At 47.2% G+C, this 21,777-nt stretch carries 21 protein-coding genes; 11 read left to right on the top strand and 10 right to left on the bottom strand.

The features are described from left to right. The first annotated feature begins 127 nt into the window (after positions 1-127). The 3 genes from AC1RJL_RS06765 (at position 128) to AC1RJL_RS06755 (ending at position 3,824) form a co-directional block, all read left to right on the top strand. On the top strand, positions 128-1,279 hold the full coding sequence (locus tag AC1RJL_RS06765) for a 1-acyl-sn-glycerol-3-phosphate acyltransferase (protein ID WP_492912219.1): 1,152 nt from the start codon (positions 128-130) through the stop codon (positions 1,277-1,279). Further along, positions 1,273-3,411, top strand: a complete 2,139-nt coding sequence (gene dinG, locus AC1RJL_RS06760; protein ID WP_492912217.1) for an ATP-dependent DNA helicase DinG — start codon at positions 1,273-1,275, stop codon at positions 3,409-3,411. Before AC1RJL_RS06765 ends, dinG begins: the two co-directional genes overlap by 7 nt. Before the next feature lie 86 nt (positions 3,412-3,497). Beyond that, complete coding sequence (locus AC1RJL_RS06755; protein ID WP_492912215.1) at positions 3,498-3,824, top strand: YqcC family protein; 327 nt, start codon at positions 3,498-3,500, stop codon at positions 3,822-3,824. 36 nt (positions 3,825-3,860) lie between these two features. Here the strand turns inward: AC1RJL_RS06755 and AC1RJL_RS06750 are convergent, their stop codons facing one another. The 4 genes from AC1RJL_RS06750 to argS form a co-directional block, all read right to left on the bottom strand. After that, positions 3,861-5,471 carry a GDSL-type esterase/lipase family protein gene (locus AC1RJL_RS06750; RefSeq protein ID WP_492912213.1) on the bottom strand — a complete coding sequence of 537 codons (1,611 nt, stop codon included), beginning with the start codon at positions 5,469-5,471 and terminating at the stop codon, positions 3,861-3,863. 73 nt (positions 5,472-5,544) lie between these two features. Further along, a complete protein-coding gene (locus AC1RJL_RS06745; RefSeq protein WP_492912211.1) occupies positions 5,545-6,444 on the bottom strand; it encodes a hypothetical protein in 900 nt (299 codons plus the stop codon). Between the two features lie 450 nt (positions 6,445-6,894). Further along, positions 6,895-7,530: a PEP-CTERM sorting domain-containing protein gene (locus AC1RJL_RS06740; protein WP_492912209.1), complete on the bottom strand. Its 636-nt coding sequence runs from the start codon at positions 7,528-7,530 to the stop codon at positions 6,895-6,897. Positions 7,531-7,909: 379 nt separating this feature from the next. Next, the gene (gene argS / locus AC1RJL_RS06735; RefSeq protein WP_492912207.1) at positions 7,910-9,649 is read right to left on the bottom strand and encodes an arginine--tRNA ligase; all 1,740 of its coding nucleotides are present in this window, start codon (positions 9,647-9,649) and stop codon (positions 7,910-7,912) included. A gap of 168 nt (positions 9,650-9,817) precedes the next feature. On the opposite strand from argS, the gene AC1RJL_RS06730 reads away from it, so the two are divergent. Further along, the gene (locus AC1RJL_RS06730; RefSeq protein WP_492912205.1) at positions 9,818-10,597 is read left to right on the top strand and encodes an enoyl-CoA hydratase; all 780 of its coding nucleotides are present in this window, start codon (positions 9,818-9,820) and stop codon (positions 10,595-10,597) included. A gap of 14 nt (positions 10,598-10,611) precedes the next feature. Beyond that, on the top strand, positions 10,612-11,436 hold the full coding sequence (locus tag AC1RJL_RS06725; protein ID WP_492912203.1) for an SDR family oxidoreductase: 825 nt from the start codon (positions 10,612-10,614) through the stop codon (positions 11,434-11,436). Positions 11,437-11,489: 53 nt separating this feature from the next. Here the strand turns inward: AC1RJL_RS06725 and AC1RJL_RS06720 are convergent, their stop codons facing one another. Then, the gene (locus AC1RJL_RS06720; RefSeq protein ID WP_492912201.1) at positions 11,490-12,287 is read right to left on the bottom strand and encodes a glutaminyl-peptide cyclotransferase; all 798 of its coding nucleotides are present in this window, start codon (positions 12,285-12,287) and stop codon (positions 11,490-11,492) included. A gap of 37 nt (positions 12,288-12,324) precedes the next feature. On the opposite strand from AC1RJL_RS06720, the gene AC1RJL_RS06715 reads away from it, so the two are divergent. Then, complete coding sequence (locus AC1RJL_RS06715) at positions 12,325-12,960, top strand: DUF502 domain-containing protein (protein ID WP_492912199.1); 636 nt, start codon at positions 12,325-12,327, stop codon at positions 12,958-12,960. Between the two features lie 80 nt (positions 12,961-13,040). Here AC1RJL_RS06715 and AC1RJL_RS06710 read toward each other — a convergent pair whose 3' ends face one another. From AC1RJL_RS06710 to trmL, 5 genes are all read right to left on the bottom strand, one after another. Beyond that, positions 13,041-13,484 (bottom strand): late competence development ComFB family protein, encoded by a 444-nt coding sequence (locus AC1RJL_RS06710; RefSeq protein WP_492912197.1) that lies wholly within the window; start codon positions 13,482-13,484, stop codon positions 13,041-13,043. An 82-nt stretch (positions 13,485-13,566) separates the two neighbouring features. Continuing rightward, positions 13,567-15,609 (bottom strand): bifunctional tRNA (5-methylaminomethyl-2-thiouridine)(34)-methyltransferase MnmC2/FAD-dependent 5-carboxymethylaminomethyl-2-thiouridine(34) oxidoreductase MnmC1, encoded by a 2,043-nt coding sequence (gene mnmC / locus AC1RJL_RS06705; protein WP_492912195.1) that lies wholly within the window; start codon positions 15,607-15,609, stop codon positions 13,567-13,569. Then, positions 15,602-16,129 carry a flavodoxin FldB gene (fldB, locus tag AC1RJL_RS06700; protein WP_492912193.1) on the bottom strand — a complete coding sequence of 176 codons (528 nt, stop codon included), beginning with the start codon at positions 16,127-16,129 and terminating at the stop codon, positions 15,602-15,604. Before fldB ends, mnmC begins: the two co-directional genes overlap by 8 nt. 68 nt (positions 16,130-16,197) lie before the next feature. Beyond that, positions 16,198-16,644 (bottom strand): flavodoxin domain-containing protein, encoded by a 447-nt coding sequence (locus tag AC1RJL_RS06695; RefSeq protein ID WP_492912191.1) that lies wholly within the window; start codon positions 16,642-16,644, stop codon positions 16,198-16,200. Positions 16,645-16,679: 35 nt separating this feature from the next. Then, positions 16,680-17,144 carry a tRNA (uridine(34)/cytosine(34)/5-carboxymethylaminomethyluridine(34)-2'-O)-methyltransferase TrmL gene (gene trmL, locus AC1RJL_RS06690; protein WP_492912189.1) on the bottom strand — a complete coding sequence of 155 codons (465 nt, stop codon included), beginning with the start codon at positions 17,142-17,144 and terminating at the stop codon, positions 16,680-16,682. A gap of 161 nt (positions 17,145-17,305) precedes the next feature. Between trmL and AC1RJL_RS06685 the strand changes: the two genes are divergently transcribed. Genes AC1RJL_RS06685 through mshL form a run of 5 tightly spaced genes read left to right on the top strand, consistent with a single transcriptional unit; the run spans position 17,306 to position 21,718 of the window. After that, on the top strand, positions 17,306-18,259 hold the full coding sequence (locus AC1RJL_RS06685) for an MSHA biogenesis protein MshI (RefSeq protein WP_492912187.1): 954 nt from the start codon (positions 17,306-17,308) through the stop codon (positions 18,257-18,259). 1 nt (position 18,260) lies between these two features. Then, a complete protein-coding gene (locus tag AC1RJL_RS06680) occupies positions 18,261-18,929 on the top strand; it encodes an MSHA biogenesis protein MshI (protein WP_492912185.1) in 669 nt (222 codons plus the stop codon). Further along, a complete protein-coding gene (locus tag AC1RJL_RS06675) occupies positions 18,929-19,609 on the top strand; it encodes an MSHA biogenesis protein MshJ (RefSeq protein ID WP_492912183.1) in 681 nt (226 codons plus the stop codon). The genes AC1RJL_RS06680 and AC1RJL_RS06675 overlap by 1 nt, the downstream gene beginning before the upstream one ends. Continuing rightward, positions 19,602-19,946 (top strand): hypothetical protein, encoded by a 345-nt coding sequence (locus AC1RJL_RS06670; RefSeq protein WP_492912181.1) that lies wholly within the window; start codon positions 19,602-19,604, stop codon positions 19,944-19,946. The genes AC1RJL_RS06675 and AC1RJL_RS06670 overlap by 8 nt, the downstream gene beginning before the upstream one ends. Before the next feature lie 32 nt (positions 19,947-19,978). Beyond that, positions 19,979-21,718: a pilus (MSHA type) biogenesis protein MshL gene (gene mshL, locus AC1RJL_RS06665; protein ID WP_492912179.1), complete on the top strand. Its 1,740-nt coding sequence runs from the start codon at positions 19,979-19,981 to the stop codon at positions 21,716-21,718. Positions 21,719-21,777 lie beyond the last annotated feature (59 nt).

Here is a 21,777-nt window from a genome sequence, read left to right as displayed (position 1 = left end):
AGCCCATAGCGCCACCCGGGTCGACAATCCTGAATTTCAGTTTTGTGCTCGATTTTTGTGCCAGACTTAACGGCTATTGATGCCAGACCTAACGCTACAGTTGATCTTCGAGTGATGACCTCCCGCCATGAATGAATTTGATGATATCCGCCCCTACCGCGATGATGAAGTGCGCCCGACATTGGATCGCATGTTGGCCGATCCGGAATTGGTCGATGCAGTAACCCGTCTTAGATTTCCGTCGTTGCACGGCTGGTTGGGATGGTTATTAAAACCGGTGGTGCGCGCCAAGCTGATGCAACAGCTTTCGGGCATAAGCGATGTAAAGGGGTTTCAGGACGTCGTTGAGAAATACATGGCGGCGATGATCACGACCCGTGTCAAAGCGCTGACCTCATCAGGTTTGGAAAAGCTGGATAAAAATACGGCGTATTTATTTATCAGCAACCACCGCGATATCGCGATGGACCCGGCATTTGTTAACTGGGTTCTTTATCACAACGACAGTAATACGCTGCGTATTGCGATTGGTGACAATTTGCTTACCAAACCTTTTGCGTCGGATTTAATGCGCTTGAATAAAAGTTTTATCGTTAATCGTTCGGCCAAAGCGCCGCGTGAAAAATTAAAGGCCGCTAAATATTTATCGAGTTATATCTACCACTCAATTTGCAATGAGCACTCCAGCATCTGGATTGCACAGCGTGAAGGCCGTGCAAAAGATGGTTGCGACAAAACCAATTCTGCGGTGCTGGGAATGATTGCGCTCAATAAACCCAAAACCGAAGCGCTTGCCGATTATATTCGCCAGTTGCGCATAGTTCCGGTTTCTATTTCCTACGAGCTTGATCCTTGTGATGCTGCCAAAGCGCGCGAATTGTATTTGCAGCGCACCGAAGGCAGTTATCAAAAAGAAGAGCATGAAGATGTAAAAAGTATTGCAATGGGCATTGCGGGTAATAAAGGCAATGTGCATTTGGCATTCGGTGATGTCCTGGACGGTAACTATGAAGATACCGATGAGTTAGTCGCCGCCCTGGACCACCAAATCCTGTGCAACTATGTATTGCATGCGACCAATTGCTTCGCCTACGAAATTCTGCACGGCAAAGTACCTGCGGTTAACTACGGTGCCAAAAACCAGCCTTATAATCCTGCGCAATTAGTTGCCGAAAAAGCAGAGTTTGAGGCTCGCATGCAAACCATTCCTGAAGAGCAGCGCAGCATTGCTTTGGCGATCTACGCGAATCCGGTAGTGAGTAAACTTGCTGAATGCTAACTGATGCGCTTAAAAAACAGATTCAAGGTGCTTACAGCCAGTTTTTGGAAAACAAAGGTTTAAAATCCCGTTACGGCCAAAAATTGATGATTGCCGAAATTGCCAAGACCCTTGGCAGTATCGAGCTGGATGACGAAAACCACCGTGAAATTGTAGAGCGCGCCGGCGGTCATATTTGTGTTGTTGAAGCGGGTACAGGTACGGGAAAAACCATCGCGTATCTGTTACCTGCCATCGTTATGGCTAAAGCGCTGGGTAAAAAGCTGGTGGTATCGACCGCTACTGTTGCGCTGCAAGAGCAAATTGTTAATAAAGACCTGCCTGAATTGCATCGCAATAGTGGTTTATCGTTTTCGTTTACCCTGGCGAAAGGCCGGGGGCGCTATTTGTGTTTGAGCAAGCTTGATAATGTGATTGCGGAATACGAAAGCGGCATCAATCCAACCCGTGCGCTTTATGAAGATGAATTCCCCAGCGTTTCCGCGCAGGGGATTAAACTTTACCAATCGATGATGGACGCGCTTGCGGGTAATAAATGGAATGGCGAGCGCGATACCTGGCCGCAAGCGCTGGAGCAAAACGAATGGCAAATTATTACCACGGATCATCGTCAATGCACCGGGCGCCGTTGTTCAAACGTGACGGCATGCAGCTTTTTTAAAGCGCGGGATTCCATGCACTCCGTCGATTGCATTGTTACCAATCACGATTTGGTGCTTGCCGATTTGGCCTTGGGTGGCGGCGCGATATTACCCGCACCGGAAGATACGATTTATGTCTTCGACGAAGGCCATCACCTGCCGCAAAAAGCGCTCAATCACTTTGCTCATCACAGCCGCATGCTCTCCACCAGCAAATGGTTGGATCAATGCAATAAATCCCTCGGTGCGATGCTCGGTGTTATCAGTGGGGCAGGCAATGTAGATCGTTACGGTGAGCAATTGCCCGCTGCGTTAATCGATTGCAAGCAGCGCCTGGATCAGTTGTATCCCGTATTTGAACAGCTCGCCCAATCCATCGCCTTTGATGATCGCCAATCCCACTACCGTTTTGATAATGGTGTAGTGCCGCAGGATTTAATAATTCCCTGCGTTGAACTCTACAAAGGGTTTGATCGCCTGGGTGAATTGCTCAAAAAAATGTGCGATGAAATAAACGAGGCGATGGAAGATGCGCATTGTCCGGTACCCAAAGTGGATTTGGAAAATCATTATCCCATCCTCGGTACCTGGCAAGCGCGTGCCGATGCAAACCGCGATTTGTGGGCGAGTTTCGCAACACCCGATACGCCGTCATCTGTACCTAAAGCGCGTTGGTTAACCCCAGTGGATGCGGGTGGCAATATGGATCTTGAGGTTTGCTCCAGCCCGATACTCGCATCCAAAACATTGGAATACAGTTTGTGGGAAAAAGCCTGCGGTGCCGTGATTACTTCGGCAACCTTAACGGCGCTGGGAAATTTTCACCGTTTTCAAATGCGTGCAGGAACTCCCAACGATTCGCACTATCAAGTTGTGCCAAGCCCATTTAATTTCCAACAGGCAACCCTGGAAATTCCCGCTACCGCGGTTGAAGCAACCAATGCCGATGTGCATACCCTCGCGATTATTGATGACTTACCCAATTTGATTGATCCGGATGCCGGCACTCTGGTGCTTTTTTCATCGCGCAAACAAATGCTCGATGTATTTGAAGGTATGCCGCAAGACCTGCGCGATATCATTTTAGTGCAGGGCGATAATTCCAAACAGGAAATGTTGGTACAGCATAAAAAAAGTCTCGATGAAGGGCGAGGCAGTGTGCTGTTTGGCCTGGCGAGTTTTTCTGAAGGTGTGGATTTGCCCGGTAAATATTGTACGCATGTAATTATTGCCAAATTACCTTTTGCTGTGCCGGATGATCCTATCGAAGCAGCTTTGTCTGAATGGGTTGAGGCGCGCGGCGGTAATGCGTTTATGGAAATTACTGTGCCTGATGCATCGCTCAAATTAATCCAGGCTTGTGGGCGATTGTTGCGTACTGAAACAGATACGGGAAAGATAAGTTTGCTGGATCGCCGGATTATTACCAAGCGTTATGGTAAGGCGATTTTGAATTCGTTGCCGCCGTTTACGCAGGCAATTCATAAATAAAAAATGTGTTGGACATGGCTGCCCAACCTACGGAGCGCTCTGTAGGTTGGGCAGCCATGCCCAACATTGAATAAATGAGATGTTCTATGAACAATATCCACATCACCGCCGCCGAAATCTTAATGGATATCGAGAAAGAATTGCGCGAGCTACAGCTGTGGGATATTGAAATGATTTCTGCAGAAGCCCTGGCCAGCGAACAACCCTTCGCCGTTGATACTATGACATTTCCCCAATGGCTACAGTTTATTTTTTTGCCGCGCCTGTATTTTATGATCGAACAACAAATGCAACTGCCGAATAATTGCGGTGTTGCACCCATGGCAGAACAATATTTTTCTGTGCTCAGCCTGAACTCTTCACTATTGATTGATCATTTGAAAAGAATAGATACTCTGCTAACAGAGCAGTAGGCATAGGGCTGGAAATCCTATGTCCTCCAGCACATCTTATTTTAATAATTTCCCCAGCTCTTTCAATTCCACATTGGCTTTAATTTCCTTCGCTACCAATCCTGCAATTGCCTCCGCGCCATTCTTTTGGAAATGGGTTCCGTCCGGTGCCTGGATACTTCCTGCAACACCATTGGCATAAAAACTATTGATGACGGGATCAACTACTAACCAATAGTTTTTCCAGCCATCCTTTGCCAAGCTATTTGCAAATTTAATACTGGCCTCTTCCAGATCAATAAGTGGGACTGCGTTGGCGGTAGCGGTGTTGAGAATTGTTTGGGTGTAATCGCCAACAAATAAATAACGCCGTTGCGGGTTTTGACTGATGAAATGGCTGTGTACAACCGGTGTGGTTTGTTGCCCTTGCGCATTTTTAATCCGCGCAGTAGGCGTAAACAAAATTGGGATTGCATTGTGTTGTCGCGCAATTTTTATATATCGTTCCAGCGAGTGTTGAAACGATAGTTCTTGCTGCTCGCCTGGAAATTGTGGTTGTCCTTCAGGATTATTGGGATAAGTGCAAAGGTTATTAACGTCAGCCGCCCCGCGCAATTCTCTGCTGGAATCGCAGTTCTGATCGTTGTGGCCGTGATTAATAAAGACATAGTCGCCTGCCTGGATTAGCGGTTCCATCTGTGCAAACCAACGGCCATTATAAAAATCGCGCGAGCTACGGCCTGCACGCGAACCTACAATTACAGCTACACCGCTGTCTGTTTTGAATTGCGCGGCAAGTGCTTGCCCCCACCCCATACGGGGAAAGCGCAATTGCTCATAAACAGCGGATGTTGAATCACCTACAATAAAAATGCGTTTGGATGCTGTTTGAATTTCTTGTAACTCTTGTTGCGCACGGCTCAGGTTAAAAGTTTCATAGGCGCCATTTGGAAGAAGACCGGTAATAGGGCGAAAACTGATATCGGTTAATGTTGTATGACCGGTCTCACCGGTATTGTTATCGTAATTGCGGTTATGGTGGATCAGGGAAAAAAGTATGGTGACTTTATCATTTGGATTTATTGGATAAGTCGCAGGATCAAAATGCACCAGGTCACTGACGCCCGATAATTGCAGCGCTTGTGCAAAGCCTTCCCGAACTTCACCGCGTGCAGTTTCGATTTGGTTGGTGATGCTTGATGAAACTTTTCCGCTGTTAACCCACTGCTGCGGGCCAATAAAACCTTGGGTAACAGCGACATCGGATGCAATGCGGTCAGTGAGTGGGTTGATATTGCCAACCTGTTGTTTAATATCATTAGTCTTTTCAATTACCGCTGCCATACAGATGGGGCGCAAGGTTGAGTTCTTAATACAATCTTCTGCTTTTCCATCAGCTACTACAGAAAGCAGTAGTGGGAATTTAATTCCGTTCAGTGGTAATTGGTATCGGCCCTCTGCATCTGTGATCGTCTGTAATTGTTTACCATTTGAATCAATTAATTGAATCTGGGCATTAGCCAAGGGTTTCTGCTCGAATGCCAAGCCGGTGAGTTGCATTGACGGAGAAACATGTTGGCAGCCAACCAATGTTGCGAGGAGCGTTGCTGCCAGTGTTGTTATAGGGGCAGTGAATTTTATGTTATTAATACAGGTGGTATTGTTCATGGGTTTTCCTAAAGATATTGCTGATATTACTCAAATGGTAACAGTCGGCTAACCTTGGTTCAGATGCGCAATATTACTGCGCACCCCAGCCTGCCTTCAAGCTCTCCCACATTTCTTCAAAATGCTTCTGCTCGTGTTCGCGTAAGGCGTCATATTGTGCCTTGCCTAAATTTGCCCGTGCGGTAGCTAAATAATTATCCTGATAATCTTGTAAGGCTTCATAGGTCTTTTCGATTAAAAAAGACTTTTCCTCTGCTGATGCTTTATTAATGGTTTGGCCTGTAGTTTCCAAATAACGGGTGAGTTCCTGCTTTTGTTCCAATTTGCTGAGTAAAAGCGTTTCGCGTTTATCCGCGGGAATAGGAATGTCGGCTTGTACTTGGTCAAAAAAATTATTCATTTGATATTGTTCGTAAGCAGAATCTTTGAGCAAGTCATAGGTTTTTCTGTCTTCCGTTGAGTGCAGCAGAAGCGTAATCTGGCGATCAATTTCCAGCAGGCTTTCCTGTTGTTTACGGATTGCCTCTTCGGTATCCGCTTGCGATGAGTAATAGCCAATACTGCTTGCACCTAAAATTTGCTCGCGTTGCAATAATAAATCCTGCAGCTCATTACGTGCATGGCCAGCCAATGCCAGTTTTGACATCAGCAGTGCGTATTTTTTTTCCAATGTACGGTTCAGGTTTTCTTGCTGGATACTGGCAAATTCATTCATTTTGGTTGATGGCGTGATTGGATTTGCAGCAGTGGTTTTGTTTGCAGAAGGTAATGCATTTTGCCCGAAGCTAATAAAATCTTGCAGGCCATCAATTTTCTTCTGATAGGTGGCGTGTTCTTGTTGCAGGCGATTATCAAAATCCGTTTGTTGTTGCACAAGTTGCTGATGCAAGGTCTGGTTATCCAGATAAAGCACGCCATAGCGAATGCCAAGCAGAATGAGTGCGGCGGCGAGAAAAATGCTGAGAAGTTTCATCTTTACCTCCGTAAATACGGATCATTATTATGAATTGAGGTAAATCTGACCGAGGTATTACCGACATGGTCTAACTAATAATTATGGATTGTGCTGTCGCCAATCATTATAAGTCAGGATTAGATTACATTTTCCCCGTGGCTTCAAGCCCTCAGGGTGATAATCGGAACACCCCGCGCAGGCTTGTGAGAAATTCCGCATTATTTGAGTATGTATTCACCGATGCAACCGGATTCAGCCGCTCAACGGTGCTGCCGCAATGATAGTGTGAATCCTCCTTCAGATAAGTAGATGGACAATTCAGGTATCTTAATAAAGGATAAGGTGGAAATGATGGTGTGAGTTATTTTGTGGAAGGATAGATGCTGATTTTTTATAAAATCTTACTCCACAGTAAATCCCGATGTCACTGGGATTTACTTTATATTTAATAGTGGTTTCTAACGTCGCTTATATTTTTTTCGTTCTTCTCCAAAAAATACCCATAAGTCCCGTTAACAGCAGTAAAAATATTGAGGGCTCGGGCACTGCTCTCGTTTCAAATGTCAGATTATCGATTTGTGGTCCGGTGCGTAAGCCAAAAAATGAATAAATATACATTCCTGTAATACCTTCAGAAGCATTAATCGATACAAGTTCACCCGGTATATAAGGTGTGCTGTTTTCTTCAGTGCCTTGCCATCCTGAACTTGTATGGGTGAATAAATAACCATTTACACCATAGATGTCCATATATGACGCTTCCACTTCCAAAGAAGCATGAATGTTAAAACTCACAAAGTTTGGCAGGGCGCCTGTAAATTCCAGCGATATTCCGTTTAAACCCCAGACAATATTCTGGTTAGTGCCATCTGGTAATGTTCCCCCAATTAACCAGCTACTGGATCCATTAAAAATCAGTCCTTGTGACTCATATTCGTTACTGAGTGTGTGACCGCAAAAACAACCGGTAAATGGCTCGGATGGACGTGCAGCAATATCATCAAAATCAATGAACACTGCGTGAGCATTGGTCGATACCATCCCGAGGAGCAGTATGGAAACTGATGATAGTCCGAAAATATTTTTTATCTGCCTTGCAAACATAACCGTCTCCTTCAGATTAATTTAAGTTAACAAAAAGCGCGTGACGGATATTGCCAAAACAATCCGCATTTGGCTTTTTGCGTATAAAAATATTAAAAATTAAAGCGTAACCAGTCCCGCTCTCATCATTCCTTCATCTGTATTGCTCGGTGCATCTGCATAAATCAGAATGCCTGAAGGGAATATCATCAAGAAATAATAGGAAGAGGAAGGTGGGATACTAATACGATTTTAAAAAGAACGTGCAGTTTTGCGGTTTTAGATGCCGGGAATATTGTTTTATGAAAATGGCTCATCAATAAGCAAAACTTATTGATGAGCTTAACATTTAATTGCACTAGTTATTAGTGATATCGAATAGGGCTTTTAGATGAGTTGGTTACATGCGTTCCATTACTTGTATGCCTAACAAATCCAATCCTTGCTCAATGGTTCTCGCAACCAAATGACACAAGCGTAAACGGCTATCGCGGATTTCCGGTTCAACACCTTCTTTCAAAATTGGACAAGCTTCATAGAAGGTCATGTAAAGGCTGGCGATTTCGTACAAGTAGGTACAGAGCAGATGTGGCATTGCCTCGCGTGCTACTTGATCTAACACCTCACTAAATTGCAGTAATTTGATGGCGAGAGTTTTTTCCTGCTCTGTTCCGATCACAATGGCATTTTGCAATGATTCAGGTGCGATACCGGCTTTGCGGAAAATACTTTGCACGCGGGTGTATGCGTATTGCAAATAGGGCGCGGTGTTGCCTTCAAAGCTGAGCATGGATTCCCAGCTGAATACGTAATCGTTGGTGCGGGTTTTACACAGGTCGGCATATTTCACCGAGCCGATGCCAACCTTGCGGCCAATCTCTGCGACTTCATCGCTGGTTAATTCGGAATTTTTTTCGCTTACTAATGTGGTCGCGCGTTCAACTGCTTCGACTAATAGCTCGGCAAGTTTAACGGTACCGCCGGTGCGGGTTTTAAAGGGTTTACCATCGCTACCCATCATGGTGCCAAACGCCAGGTGTTCAAGGCTTACGGATTCACCTACAAATTTTGCTTTGCGTGAAAGTGTAAACACTTGCTGCATATGCAGTGATTGGCGTGCATCGATAAAATACATAATGCGATTGGCATTCAAGGTTTTTACACGATAGCGCAACGCTGCCAAATCGGTTGTCGCATACAAAAAACCGCCGCCTTGCTTCTGGATAATGACAGGTGATGGATTGCCTTCTTTGTCGGCCAATTCTTGCAAGAATACCACTTGAGCTCCGTCACTTTCTATTGCGAGGCCTTGGTCCTGTAATTCTTTTACCAGCGGTGCCAAATCGTTATTGTAAAAACTTTCACCGCGCACATCGGTATCTTTCAATGTGACATTCAGTTGTTGGTAAATTTCGCTGCTGTGGTGCAGTGAAATAGTTTTGAATTGTTCCCACAGTTTTAACATTTGCGTATCGCCGGATTGCAAGCGTACTACGTAATCGCGCGCTTTATTGGCGAAGGCTTCATCATCGTCAAAATGTTTCTTGGCCTGTTGGTAAAATACTTCCAAATCTTTGAGTGCCATAGCTTCATCGCCTTTGGCTCCCAATTGCTCTTCCAATTCGGCAATCAACATACCGAATTGCGTGCCCCAATCGCCTACATGGTTTTGACGGATGACATTGTGCCCCTGAAATTCCAACAGGCGGGCGAGTGAGTCGCCGATGATGGTGGAGCGCAGGTGGCCGACGTGCATTTCTTTGGCGAGATTGGGACCTGAATAATCGATTACCACATTTTGCGGCGCAGCGACTTGTTCAACGTGCAGGCGTGCGTCAGTTTGCGCTTTTGCAATCTGCTCGCCCAGCCATTCGGGTTTAAGGTCGATATTGATAAAACCCGGACCGGCGATTTCTACTTTTTCGGCAATTCCATCTAGATCCAGCGCCATGACAATCTTGCCTGCCAGCTCGCGTGGATTGGTGCCCATTGCTTTAGCGGCGCCCATGGCACAGTTGGCTTGATAATCGCCAAAACCGGCTTTTTTACCAGGGGCAATCAGGGCGGGCAGCCCAGCAGGCACACCCACGGCGGCCATGGCGTTGAGGACTTTCTGGTTCAGTAATTCGCGGATATTCATAGGGTAAATTCGGTCGCTGCAGCTAAATACGGGAGGTGGCGAATTGTACCCGCCGGGGGTGGGTGATGCCATCTTTTATGGCTGGTCGCCCCGCTTGTGATGGTCGTCTGCGCAGGGGCAGGTGATTTGTCTATACTCAGTCCACTTATGTCCAACAAGGATTCGACAATGATAGCCAGCCCCATTCCCCAAGTAGTTGCCCGGCTCGATAACCGGGTGCTGACCCTGAGTATGAATCGCCCCGACCGTAAAAATGCGCTCTCGCTCGCGATGTACGCGGCGTTGGCCGATTTGATCGCCAGCGCTGATACCGATGCGGAGGTACGTGTACTGGTGCTCACCGGCACTGACGAGTTTTTTACCAGCGGTAATGATCTGCTGGATTTTATGAATGATCCGGAGATTCATGATAAACATCCGGTAGTGCGTTTTATGAACGCTTTGCGGGATTGTGGTAAACCCGTGGTGGCGATTGTGCGTGGTCATGCGGTGGGGATAGGTACTACCTTGCTATTGCACTGCGATCTTGTTTACGCCGCTGATGATGCGCGGTTGCAATTGCCCTTTGTTAATTTGGGTTTGTGTCCGGAATATGCGAGCAGTTATTTGGTGCCGCGTTTGGTCGGCCAACAAAAAGCGGCAGAATTATTTTTATTAGGTGAACCTTTCTCCGGTGCAGACGCGGCGAATCTTGGCTTGGTTACCAAAGCGTTACCTTGGGATGAATTAACCGATTACGCACGTGCAAAAATTCAACGGCTTGCCCAGCAACCTCCTGCTGCGGTACGCCGTTCCAAAGCATTGTTGCGCGCGGGAACCACATCAGCCGTGGATGCTTCATTGCAGGCGGAATATGCGGGTTTTGCTGAAGGCTTGGGCTCGGAAGAATGTAAAGAATCGGTGACTGCTTTTTTTGAAAAGCGTGCACCGGATTTTTCACGGTTTTAATTTGGAAACATATTATGAGTACACCTTTTGATTTTCAGAATAAGAATGTCCTTGTTGTTGGTGGCACCAGCGGTATCAATCGCGGTATCGCGGAAACCTTTGCCAAAGCAGGTGCACGTGTTGCGGTAGTGAGTCGCGCGCAGGAAAAGGTGGATGATACGATTCAATCGCTAAAAAAATTCGGTGCAGCTGACGCACGCGGGTTTGCCGCAGATGTACGTGAACCTGAAGCGATTAAAACCGGCGTGGCAGACATTGCGGCGGCTTGGGGAAAGTTTGATGTTGTCGTTTCCGGTGCAGCGGGAAATTTTCCGGCACTGGCGACGGGAATGTCGGCCAACGGATTTCGCTCGGTAATTGAAATTGATTTGCTCGGCACTTTTCATGTGATGCAAGCGGTTTACCCGCATCTGCAAAAACCCGGTGCATCTATTATTAATATTTCTGCACCGCAAGCCATAATTCCAATGGCCGGGCAAAGCCATGTATGTGCGGCTAAAGCCGGTGTGGATATGATTACCCGCACCTTGTGTTTGGAGTGGGGCGTTGAAGGCGTCCGTATCAATTCGATTATTCCGGGGCCGATTGATAATACCGAAGGCATGACGCGTTTGGCTCCTACTGAAGGTATGCGTGTAGCAGTTACCAAATCCGTGCCGCTGCAACGTATGGGTTCAACCGATGATATCGCCAATGCCTGTTTATTTTTGGCTTCAGATTTTGCGAGCTATATCACCGGTGCCGTAATTCCGGTTGATGGCGGTTGGGCGCAGGGTGGTGCAGCTGTGGTCGGTGCGGGTTTGGCAGAGATGTTAAAGTCGATGCCGGCAAAAAAATAGTTTGAGGCATCGACACGGCTGTAAAAATACCCCGCTGTGCGGGGTATTTTTTATCAGGGCTTGATACGAATCAAAAACATTTTCGGCCAGTTTTTTCCTGTCACCCAGAAAGCATGCCGCTTCTCATCCCACGCGATGCCGTTCAATACTTGCTCACTATTATCAAGTTTCAGTTTTTGTTTTAGTCCTGACAAATTAACTTCCCCTATTATTTTTCCGGTCGCAGGATCTATTTTGAGAATGCGGTCGTCGTACCAAATGTTGGCCCAAATAAATCCTTGCGCAAATTCCAATTCGTTCAAGCGTGAAACAGCGGTGTTTGCATCCGTTACTTTTAGTGTCTTGGTAACTGAAAAATCGCTTGGGTTATGAAAATATAAAGTATCGCTGCCATCGCTGCGGATCAGCTGTTTGTCATCGCTGGTCAACCCCCAGCCTTCGCCTTTGTAGGTGAGGCTTTTTTGATAGGTAAGCGTACTTTTGTCGTAGATCAGCAGGGTTTGTTCTTGCCAGGTTAGCAAATACAGTTTGTTATCCAGTAGTGCCAGGCCCTCGGCAAAATAACGGGCGGGTACGCTTTGCTTTTGCGTGAAGGGAGCTGATAGCTTTGCCCAGGTGCCGGTGGGTTCGGCAATGGGGTAGCTCACCAATAATGATTTATCGTAAAGCCCGCTGCTCTCATAAAAATAATCGCCGTCGACTAATAAACCCTGGGTAAACAGTGTCGGTTTATGGGTGCGTTCGGCCAGTATTTCAAAAGAAATCGGCGCGGCAGCCTGTACCGATGCTGGTAGCAGGTTCGCTATAAACAGTAAGCTGGTGCACAATAGTGCGCAAAGAAACTGGTTCACTCAGTCAATCCATCTTTATTGTAGAAAGGCTCTAATCATGAAGCGTTTGCGTTCGTTTGTCAGCATTACCTTGCTCGGTGGATTTATGGTAATCCTGCCGATTGCGATATTCCTGTGGCTGGTGGAATGGCTGTTGGGGTTAGTGCGCGCGATGATCCAACCGTTGAGCCATTGGTTGATCGAACAAACGGCGTTCACCAATATTATGGCCGATGTACTCGGCGTACTCCTGCTGTTGACCGGCTGTTTTATGATCGGCCTGTTTATTAAAACCACCGTAGGCGGCTGGGTTCACGATCAATTGGATGCCTGGCTGACCCGCCTTGCACCCGGCTACAAAACTATCCGCGAAGTGGTGTCGCAATTGTTGGGAGGCGAGGGAAATACGTCGCTGCTCAAGGGTGAGGTGTGTCGTGCTTATTTGATGGGGCGTGCAGCAGGTGTATCGGTGACGGCGATAATCACAGCCAAGCATTCCAACGGTGATTACACGGTCTATGCGCCTACTGCGCCCATACCTACCTCAGGTTTTGTGTATCACTTATCGGCCGAGTGCGTAGATTTGCTGCCGCATGTGAGTGTGGAAGAGGCGATGCGTACGGTGATTGCCTGCGGTAGCGGCTCGCAGGTTATTTCTGAAATTCCCCAACCAGCTTTAACCGGTAGAAAATAAAAAAGGCCATTGCTGGCCTCTTTATTAGGTTTATTTGGTTATTGGATTCAATTGGATTGCTTTATCTTTATTTAAAGCGCTCAGGATTTCTTCTTGGGCGATTTTGTCTTCGCTGCCTTGGCAGGTTTGGGTTCATCGGCAGCTGCTTTTTCCGCCTTGGTGGGTTTTGCCGGTTTATCGCCGCGGGTAGATATAAGGGATACTTCTACTGGTGGTAACCGCGGTGACTCGCCTCGCTCACGGCTTTCCACATAATTCAACGCATCGGTAACAGCCTGACTGACTTTGCGTTCGATCTCGACCATATCCTGCGGAGACATAAAAAACGTCATATCCACATCGTAGCGGATATAGCGCGGCGGCAGACGATTTAATGCCACACAGGCTACATCAGCGAGGAAATCCCGGTCGCCCTGTTGGACCCTCTCACTTTGGTCATGTACCTCCTGCACTACCAGGCGCTCGTAGTAATTGTGCAGAAAATCCACTTCATCGTCCAAAACATAAGTGCGGTTGGTCAGCATGGCATTACCTCTTTTCATGGAATGCATAGGAGTATAGACAATTGCTGGAAAAGCACCGCGCTATTGCCGAAACAATAACGTCTTAGCGTTTGTTTTTAATCAGATCGCGGATTAAAAACCGTGCAGGGTTTAAGGCGTTGGCTAATTCGCGTGCTAGTGGTTGGATTTCCTGATTAATGTGCGCCGCAAGTAATTCTGCGCATAAGGGTGTGTAGGCCAGGCCGCGTGAGCCATGGCCGATATTAATAAATAAACCTTGGTGATAACTTCCCGACTTTAAAATTGCCGCTCGTGCATTTTTTCGCAAAGGGGAAAAATCCTCCAGCATCACCTGCTCATCCGGAACTGCACCCACTAAAGGCAAGTAGTCGGGCAGGGTGCAGCGGAAGGCAACGCGGCCTTGCAGGTTCTCTACTTCCAATTGTTCCCATTCGTTCGCCAGTTCCGGCATGGGCGCATGCAAGTTGTGGAGGTTGGTGCGATGGTCTTCCGCACGAACATCGGGGCTTTCATCTTTCAAATTAAAGGTGGCACCCGTGCAATGCAGACCATTAACCGCTGGGCCAATATAACCCTCACTGCAAACCAGCGTTTTTAATTCTTTGCTCTGAATAGTTTCAGGGAGATAAGTGATTTGCCCGCGAATTGATTTGATAGGTAAATGCGCTGTGAGTGCGAGATTTTTTGCATCCTGCGCATTGGCAATAATCACAACAGGCGCGCGCAAATTCAGATCATTATTGATTTGCCAAACATCCGCTGTTCTTTCCAGCGTTAATACTTCGCAATTGGTAATAACGTCAATAGCAGGATGGTCTGTCAAATGTTCGCAAAGCCGGCGAGGGTTAATCCAGCCAGCGCGTGGGAAATATAACGCGCTGTGGTTCAGTGTTATCCCGGCAATCTCGCTCGCCTGTGCGGCTGATAAAAATTGTACCAAAGCATGCGCATGGGAAAATTTTTTGCGCAATTGTTCGTGTAGCTGTTGTTCTGATCCGCTGTGCGCTAATTGCAACACACCACAGGCTTCACCTATTGCTTTCCAGCGCGAGTGATAAAACTGCTGTGCAAACTGCAACGCATGTAAATTAAATTCTGCTTGCGCTTCATTTTTGGGTGATAGCTTTGCGTAAAGCACGCCCTGCGGATTGCCTGAGGCTTCTTGCGCAAGTGCTGCATGGCGTTCTACTAATGTGATTTTCCAGCCTCGCTCTGCCAGCGCGCGTGCACTGGTGCAGCCGGCCAATCCACCACCGATAATGCAGGCGTGCTTTTCCGTTGGAATAATAGCGGCGCTATTGATTGTCCAGGGAACGGGGTAGGGTGAATAACTGCGATATTGCGAGAGCTCTTCAGTCTCTGCGATTGGCGCTTGTGTCATGCGCGCTTTTACCATCTCGCGCTTGCGGCCAAAACCCGGTACTTTTTGAATTGCAAATCCAGCGTGTTTTAATCCCTGTTTAACAATACCGGCTGCGCTGAAGGTTGCAGCTGTAGTATCGCAATAACTGAGCTGGCGAATTGCAGTAAATAATTCGTTGCTCCACATTTGTGGATTTTTAGACGGAGCAAATCCATCTAAAAACCAGGCATCCACTTTTGCGCAGTAGTGTGCAAATGCCGGGTGCGAGGTGGCTAGCAGTTGCGCGAAACCTGCAGCGCCATCATCAATAATCAAAGTGAGTTGGATGCGGTTGTCCATAAAGCCCAACCGATGAAAACCTTTACCCACAAATACCGGATAAGCGTTGATTAGTTCCGTCGCCAGTTCATTAAGTTCAGGCCAGAGCGCCAGGGCTCTTTGTAAATCAGCTTTTGTCAGCGGGAATTTTTCCACACTGACAAAATGTAATTGCGCGCTGGCCGGTGCTGCGGTTAACCACAGCTGCCACGCGGCTAAAAAATTTAAGCCGGAACCAAAGCCGGTCTCCGCAATAGTGAAATGCTCGCCCGCTGTTAATGCCTGCCAACGTTCGGCGAGTTGATTGTGTTGCAAAAACACATGGCGCGTTTCTTCCAGCCCATTTGCACTGGAGAAATACACATCGCCAAATACACTGGAAACCGGTTGACCATCTTCATCCCATTGCAATTGGGCGTGGTCGACAGAAGGTGAATCACTCACAGCCAAATTCTTGCAATACTTGCGCACACCATTGTTGGATGCGTGCATCGCTTAATTGAAATTCATTTTCATCGTCAAGCGCGAGGCCGACAAAATAATTTTCATCGGGTGTCAGCGCTTTGGATGCATCGAATTGATAACCCGCACGTGGCCAATAACCGCAGGGTGTTGCACCGCGATGCACAAGTTTACTGTGCAAATAACCCATCGCATCCAGAAACCATTCGGGATAACCAATTTGGTCACCCAATCCGTAGATGGCAATTTTTTTGCCGCTGAAATCCAATGTATCCAGTTCATCCCACACTTCCTCCCAATTTTCCTGCAACTCGCCGTAGTCCCATGTGGGGATACCAAAAATCAGGTAATCGTAAAATTGGGTCTGGATTAAAGGTGTGTCGGCGATATTAAAAAAATCCACTCGCTCTTCTCCGATTGCCTTGCGGATTTTTTCGCCGGCCATTTCGGTATAACAAGTGGAGCTGCCGTAAAACAGCCCGATGGTTGTTGTGTCGGTCATAATCGGTACTTATATTCGGGTAATTATATTAAGCAGTTAAATATCAGAGCAGTTAAAAACCAATGGCGTTAAAGCAGTGCCGCCCATTGTTGCACCCATTCGCGGGACATGGCGTCTTCGTCATCACCAGTGCAGGCATCCAACACCAATGGCTCACCAACACGTACGGCGCCAAGATCTTCAAAGGCGGCATCAAGCATTTTTCCACCTTCATTGAAAGTGCTGTAGCTACTATCACCCAGATTGACCACGCCATAGCGGCGACCTGCAATGCGCGGGTAATCGCGGGTCAGGTGCAGATAAAGTGGTTGGATGTTGTCCGGCAGCTCGCCCGAACCGGTGTTGGAATGGCACAGCAGGATAACTTCGTCCGGGTCGCGCGCCAGATCTTCAGCGCGCGCATAGGTATTCGTACTCACTTCATGTCCGAGTTTGCGCAGCTCTTCGCTCAATATCTCGGCTACTTGTTCGGCGCCGCCATACACAGTGCCGACAAAAATCTGGATCTTGCTCATAACATCTTCTCTATACGGGCGATATATATCGGCTCCTAAAGCGCGCCAGCATACCCCAATTGGCGCCAGGCTTCATAAACCATCACTGCGACGGCATTGGATAAATTCATGCTTCTACTATTAGGTGCCATCGGGATGCGCAGCACATGAGACCTTGGGAGCGATTCGCGAATGCTGGCTGGCAGGCCGCGCGTCTCCGGGCCGAATAATAAATAGTCACCCGACTGGAAGCTGGCCCCACTGTGGCATTGAGTACCTTTGGTGCTCAGGGCGAATATTCGCACTGGTTTTTCGTCAGCCAGAAATTGCTCCCAACTGCTGTGCAGGCGCAAATCCTGTATTTCCGCGTAATCCATTCCGGCGCGATTTACGCTCTTTTCATCCAATTTAAAACCTAATGGTTCGATCAAATGGAGCTGGCAGCCAGTATTTGCCGCCAACCGAATGATATTTCCGGTGTTAGGTGGGATTTCCGGCTCAAAAAGAACTATGTGCAGCATTTGGCTTTTTGCACCTTTATGGTCTATGTTTTTGGTTAACGGTTATGTTTCTGGCGTCAATTATAAGCAAGAGTTATTAGCTGTTCTGCAAAATATTTTTCGCTCGCTACAAATCTGTAGCAACGGAATTATCTCAGAAACCCGGATTCGAGAGTCCAGATTTGAAACAGCTTGTTGAAAAAGTAACTGGCGTTTTGCGCGGCGGGAAGCGTCAAAATGAAATTGTCGGTGTGGACTTCGGTTCCGCAGGAGTCGCTTTCGCTCATATTCGCCGTCCTGCGACCCAGCAACCTTATCTGGTGAGCTGCGACTTTTTGCCTGCTGAACCCGGTATCGATATCGCTGACCTGTTACGTGCCCGCCTGATTAAATTGGGATTAGCGGGTGCTCCCTGCAATCTGGTTATGAGTGCCGGTAACTATCAATTAATTTTAGGTGAGGCGCCAAAAGTGCCCGCAGAGGAATTAGCCGAAGCATTGCGCTGGCGGATTAAAGACCTGGTGCAGTTCCCGATTGCAGAAGCGGTTATCGATGCTTTTCTACTGCCGGAAGATAGCGCGCGCGGCACCAGCCGCATGGCATATGCCGTTGCTACCCAGCGCAAAAATATTGAATCCCTCGTCGCTTCAACCAAATTCGCCGGTCTTACGCTGAAAAATATTGATATTCCCGAATTAGTACTGCGCAATCTTGCTGAGACATGCTGCGACACCAAACGTGGCGTCGCCATAGTGAAGTTGCAACAAGGTGGTGGCAGCCTGCAAATTATTCGCGATGGCAATTTATATTTATCGCGTCAATTTTCGCTGTCCTATAACGCTGGTCTATTAGACGATTTACCCGGCGAAGCTCTCGTACTTGAACTGCAGCGCTCGCTGGATTATTTCGAGCGGCAAATGCGCCAGGTTCCGCCGAGCCACATTTATCTCTGCGGTGAAAATGTCACTGCCGATAAACTGACCCCCGAAATCCGTAACGCCTTGGCTGTCACCATAAATGTATTGGATATCAGCGCGGGTGTGCAAATTGATGAGTCAATTCCCGAGCATGTTCTTTCATTATCATTGCACGCAATAGGTGCCGCATTGCGCCAAGATCAAGTGGGGCAGGGTTGATATGCAGCAAATCAACTTATATTTACCGGAATTCCAACCCAATCGCGAACCGCTGCGCAGTGTGCAAATGTTGTGGGGCTTGGGTTTATTTATTGTGGTTTTGATCATTGTCAGTGTACTGAGCGCGAGTGCCAATCGTGAGCGAGAAGTGGCTTTGGCGCAAAGCCGTGCACAGTTGCAAGAATTAAAGGAAAAAATTACCCAATTGGAGCAACAGCGCCCACGCAATAACCTGGCGGAGTTGGATGGGCAAATTGTGCAATTAACCCAGGAGCTGGACCGTCGCGAACAAATTTTTAATATCATCGCCAATAAAAATTTGGGTAACAACACCGGCTTTTCTGCCCATCTGCAAGCCTTGGGGCGGCAGTCGTTGGATACGCTAAGCCTCGCGGTTTTTTCGCTGCAACAGGGCGGTAATTATGCCGAGTTTGCAGGCAAAACGCGCGCGGCCGATCAAATTCCCCTGTATATCCAGCGTTTGCGGAGCGAACCTGTCTTTGCCCAGGCTGCGTTTGGCGTATTGGATATTGAGCCGGTAAAAAATAACCAGGGATTGTTTGATTTCTCGCTCGCCAGACAAGCAGCGGCAACCGGCAGTGAGCCAGAAACAAAAACCGCAGTGCAGACATTGCTTGAATTAAATAAACAAGGGCGAGGTGCACGTTAATGCCACCGGCAATTACCGATATGTTGGAAAAGATCGACAGCCGTGTGTTGCGCGAGCGCGTGCTGATATTTCTTACATTGTTAGCACTGATTTTTCTGGTGTGGAATTTTCTGGTGCAAGCCAAATTTGATCGCGAGCGCAATGCTTTACAAGCGGAAGCCGTAAAAGTTGCCGGTGAACAAAAAACACTGGAAACACAAATCAGCACGTTGGCGATGGCAATGGCGAGCGATCCGGCTATCGCCAAAACCAACGAGATTCGCACTCTCAACGCCCGTATTTCCGAAGTGGAAGCGCGTTTGTCCGGTTTATCCCAAGGGTTAATCAGCGCGGAGCAACTGCCTAAAGTGTTGGAGGAAGTCCTGTTGCGCACTGCCATTGTAAAACTCTTGCAGGTGCGCACACTGGCCGCCACTGAATTGCAACTGGTTGCAGCAACGCCCGATGTAAAAAACTCAGGAGCAACAGCCACAGGGGGAACCGGCGTTTATAAACACAGTGTATTGATTCGTGTTGCAGGAAGCTATTCGCAATTAATCCAATTGATGACTGAAATAGAAGCACTGCAATGGAAGTTTTATTGGGAATCTTTGGATTACACCGTCAAGCAATATCCGAATGCGGAGATTGATATCCGTGTATTTACCTTGAGTTCAGAGGAGGGACTGTTAGGTGTATAAAATCATCGCAAGTTCCTTCTGTGTATTGTTATTCAGTGCTTACGCCCTGGCGAATGAAACCGGGGCACTTGATGTGCGTGACCCGACCACGCCTTTAGGGCATGTTGCAACCAGCGCAACCAATAATAGTGTGCAGCAATTTACCTTGAATTCCATTTTAATCAGTCCACAGCGTAAATTGGCCATTATTAATGGCAATACCCTGCGTGAAGGGCAAACAGTGCCCGGAACGGGCAATGTGAAAGTACAACAAATTTCAACGCAGATAGTTGTGCTGCAACAGGCCGGCCAAACCCGGGTGTTGAGGCTATCCCCTAACATTGTGAAACGGCATTAATCGATTGAACAAAATAACCGAGGCAGTGACGAATGTTCACCAACCCTAAAAAAATATCCTGTTTTATGCTGACAGCATTCATGTTGAGTGCATGCAGTTCAACGAATACCAGTGATAAACGTCTGGCTACTGAAACTGCAATGGATCAAATTGTTGAACAACAACGCGAACAAAACGCCGCCGCTAAAACTGTGCCGCCGGAAGTGAATAAAGCACTGCTTGACAATCAATCTATAGCTTCAAATAGTTCGACAAAAAACAATTATGAGCGCTTTGATGTTTCTGTACGTAATGTACCTGCCAAAGATTTTTTTCTTGGTCTGGTAAATGGTACTGGTGTTAACGTAGTTGTACACCCGGCAGTGGATGGCACTGTGACGCTTGATCTAAAAAATGTAACTGTGGATGAAGTGTTACGTGTTACGCGCGATATCTATGGTTATGAATTTAAAAGGGATCGTGGCATTTATACTATCTATGCCAATGCTATGCGTACGGAAGTGTTCCAAATTAATTATCTCGATGTGCAGCGGGTTGGTGTCTCAGACACCAGTGTAATGATTGGCCGTTCACCGACATCTAATAGCAATTCCAATTCCGGTGGAAATAGCAATGGTGCTGATGAGAATTCCAATCTGCTGGGGATGATTGAAAACGCAGAGCAGCAAAGTGGCGGGAATGGTAGTGCCACATTATCACCAGGATCACGCGTACAAACGTTGAATCGTACTGATTTTTGGAACTCCATTAAAAAAACTCTGGTTTCCATTATTGGTGGCGAAAGTGAAAATCGTTCTGTCATGATCACGCCGCAGGCTGGCATGGTGGTAGTCAAAGCGATGCCGCATGAATTAAGTGCAGTACGTGATTTCCTGGAGCGTTCACAGTTAAGTATCAAGCGCCAAGTAATTTTGGAAGCAAAAATTTTAGAAGTCCGTTTGAATCAAGGTTTTGAAGCGGGTGTTAATTGGGGGGCGATTAGCGGACAGATAACAGCCACCAAAAACATTCAAGATGGGTTTCCTATCAATACCGATGGCTCAACCGCGTTGGTCGGCGAGTTTCGTCCAACGGTTGATCCCTTACTCTATGGAAATAATATCGGCAGTACAGTAGCGGGTTTAATTCAGGTGACAGACATAACCAAGCTGCTATCTTTATTGGAAACTCAAGGTGCTGTTCAAGTACTTTCCAGTCCCCGCATATCTACCGTTAACAATCAAAAAGCAGTCATCCGTGTTGGCTCGGATGAATATTTTGTAACAGGTATTTCCAGTAACACGACATCGAATGCGGCATCGATAACCAGCACTCCGAATATTGAATTGTCACCTTTCTTTAGCGGTATTTCCTTGGATGTCACACCACAAATATCGGAAAACGGTGAAGTGGTTTTACATATTCATCCGGTGGTGAGTAACGTTCAGGATCAACAAAAGGTTTTCACTGTTGGCGACGAGGAGTTTGCCTTACCTTTGGCATTGCGCGGTATACGTGAGTCTGACAGCATCGTAAAAGCTGCCAATGGTCAAGTAATTGTCTTGGGTGGTTTGATGACGGAATACAACGACAATGCAAATGGAAAGCGCCCTTTGTTAGGGGATATTCCCGTCGTAAACGCATTATTTAGATCAAAACGTAAGATGAGTTCAAAGACAGAGCTGGTTATTTTGCTGCGCCCTATAGTAGTGGACGATAGTTCTTGGGACGCGCAGCTCAAGGAGGCGCAAAGTAATATGCAGCAGATGGGCAATGCTTACAGAAACCCCTAATGGCTGCCAATTGTGTACAGAAACAGATAGCAAGCAGGTTACTGCTGGCATGAGAGGCT

The sequence above is a fragment of the Cellvibrio sp. GW822-FHT04B05 genome, assembly GCF_058800985.1.
The sequence above is the reverse complement of the archived record's forward strand: the minus strand, read 5'-3'. Positions and strand labels throughout refer to the sequence as shown.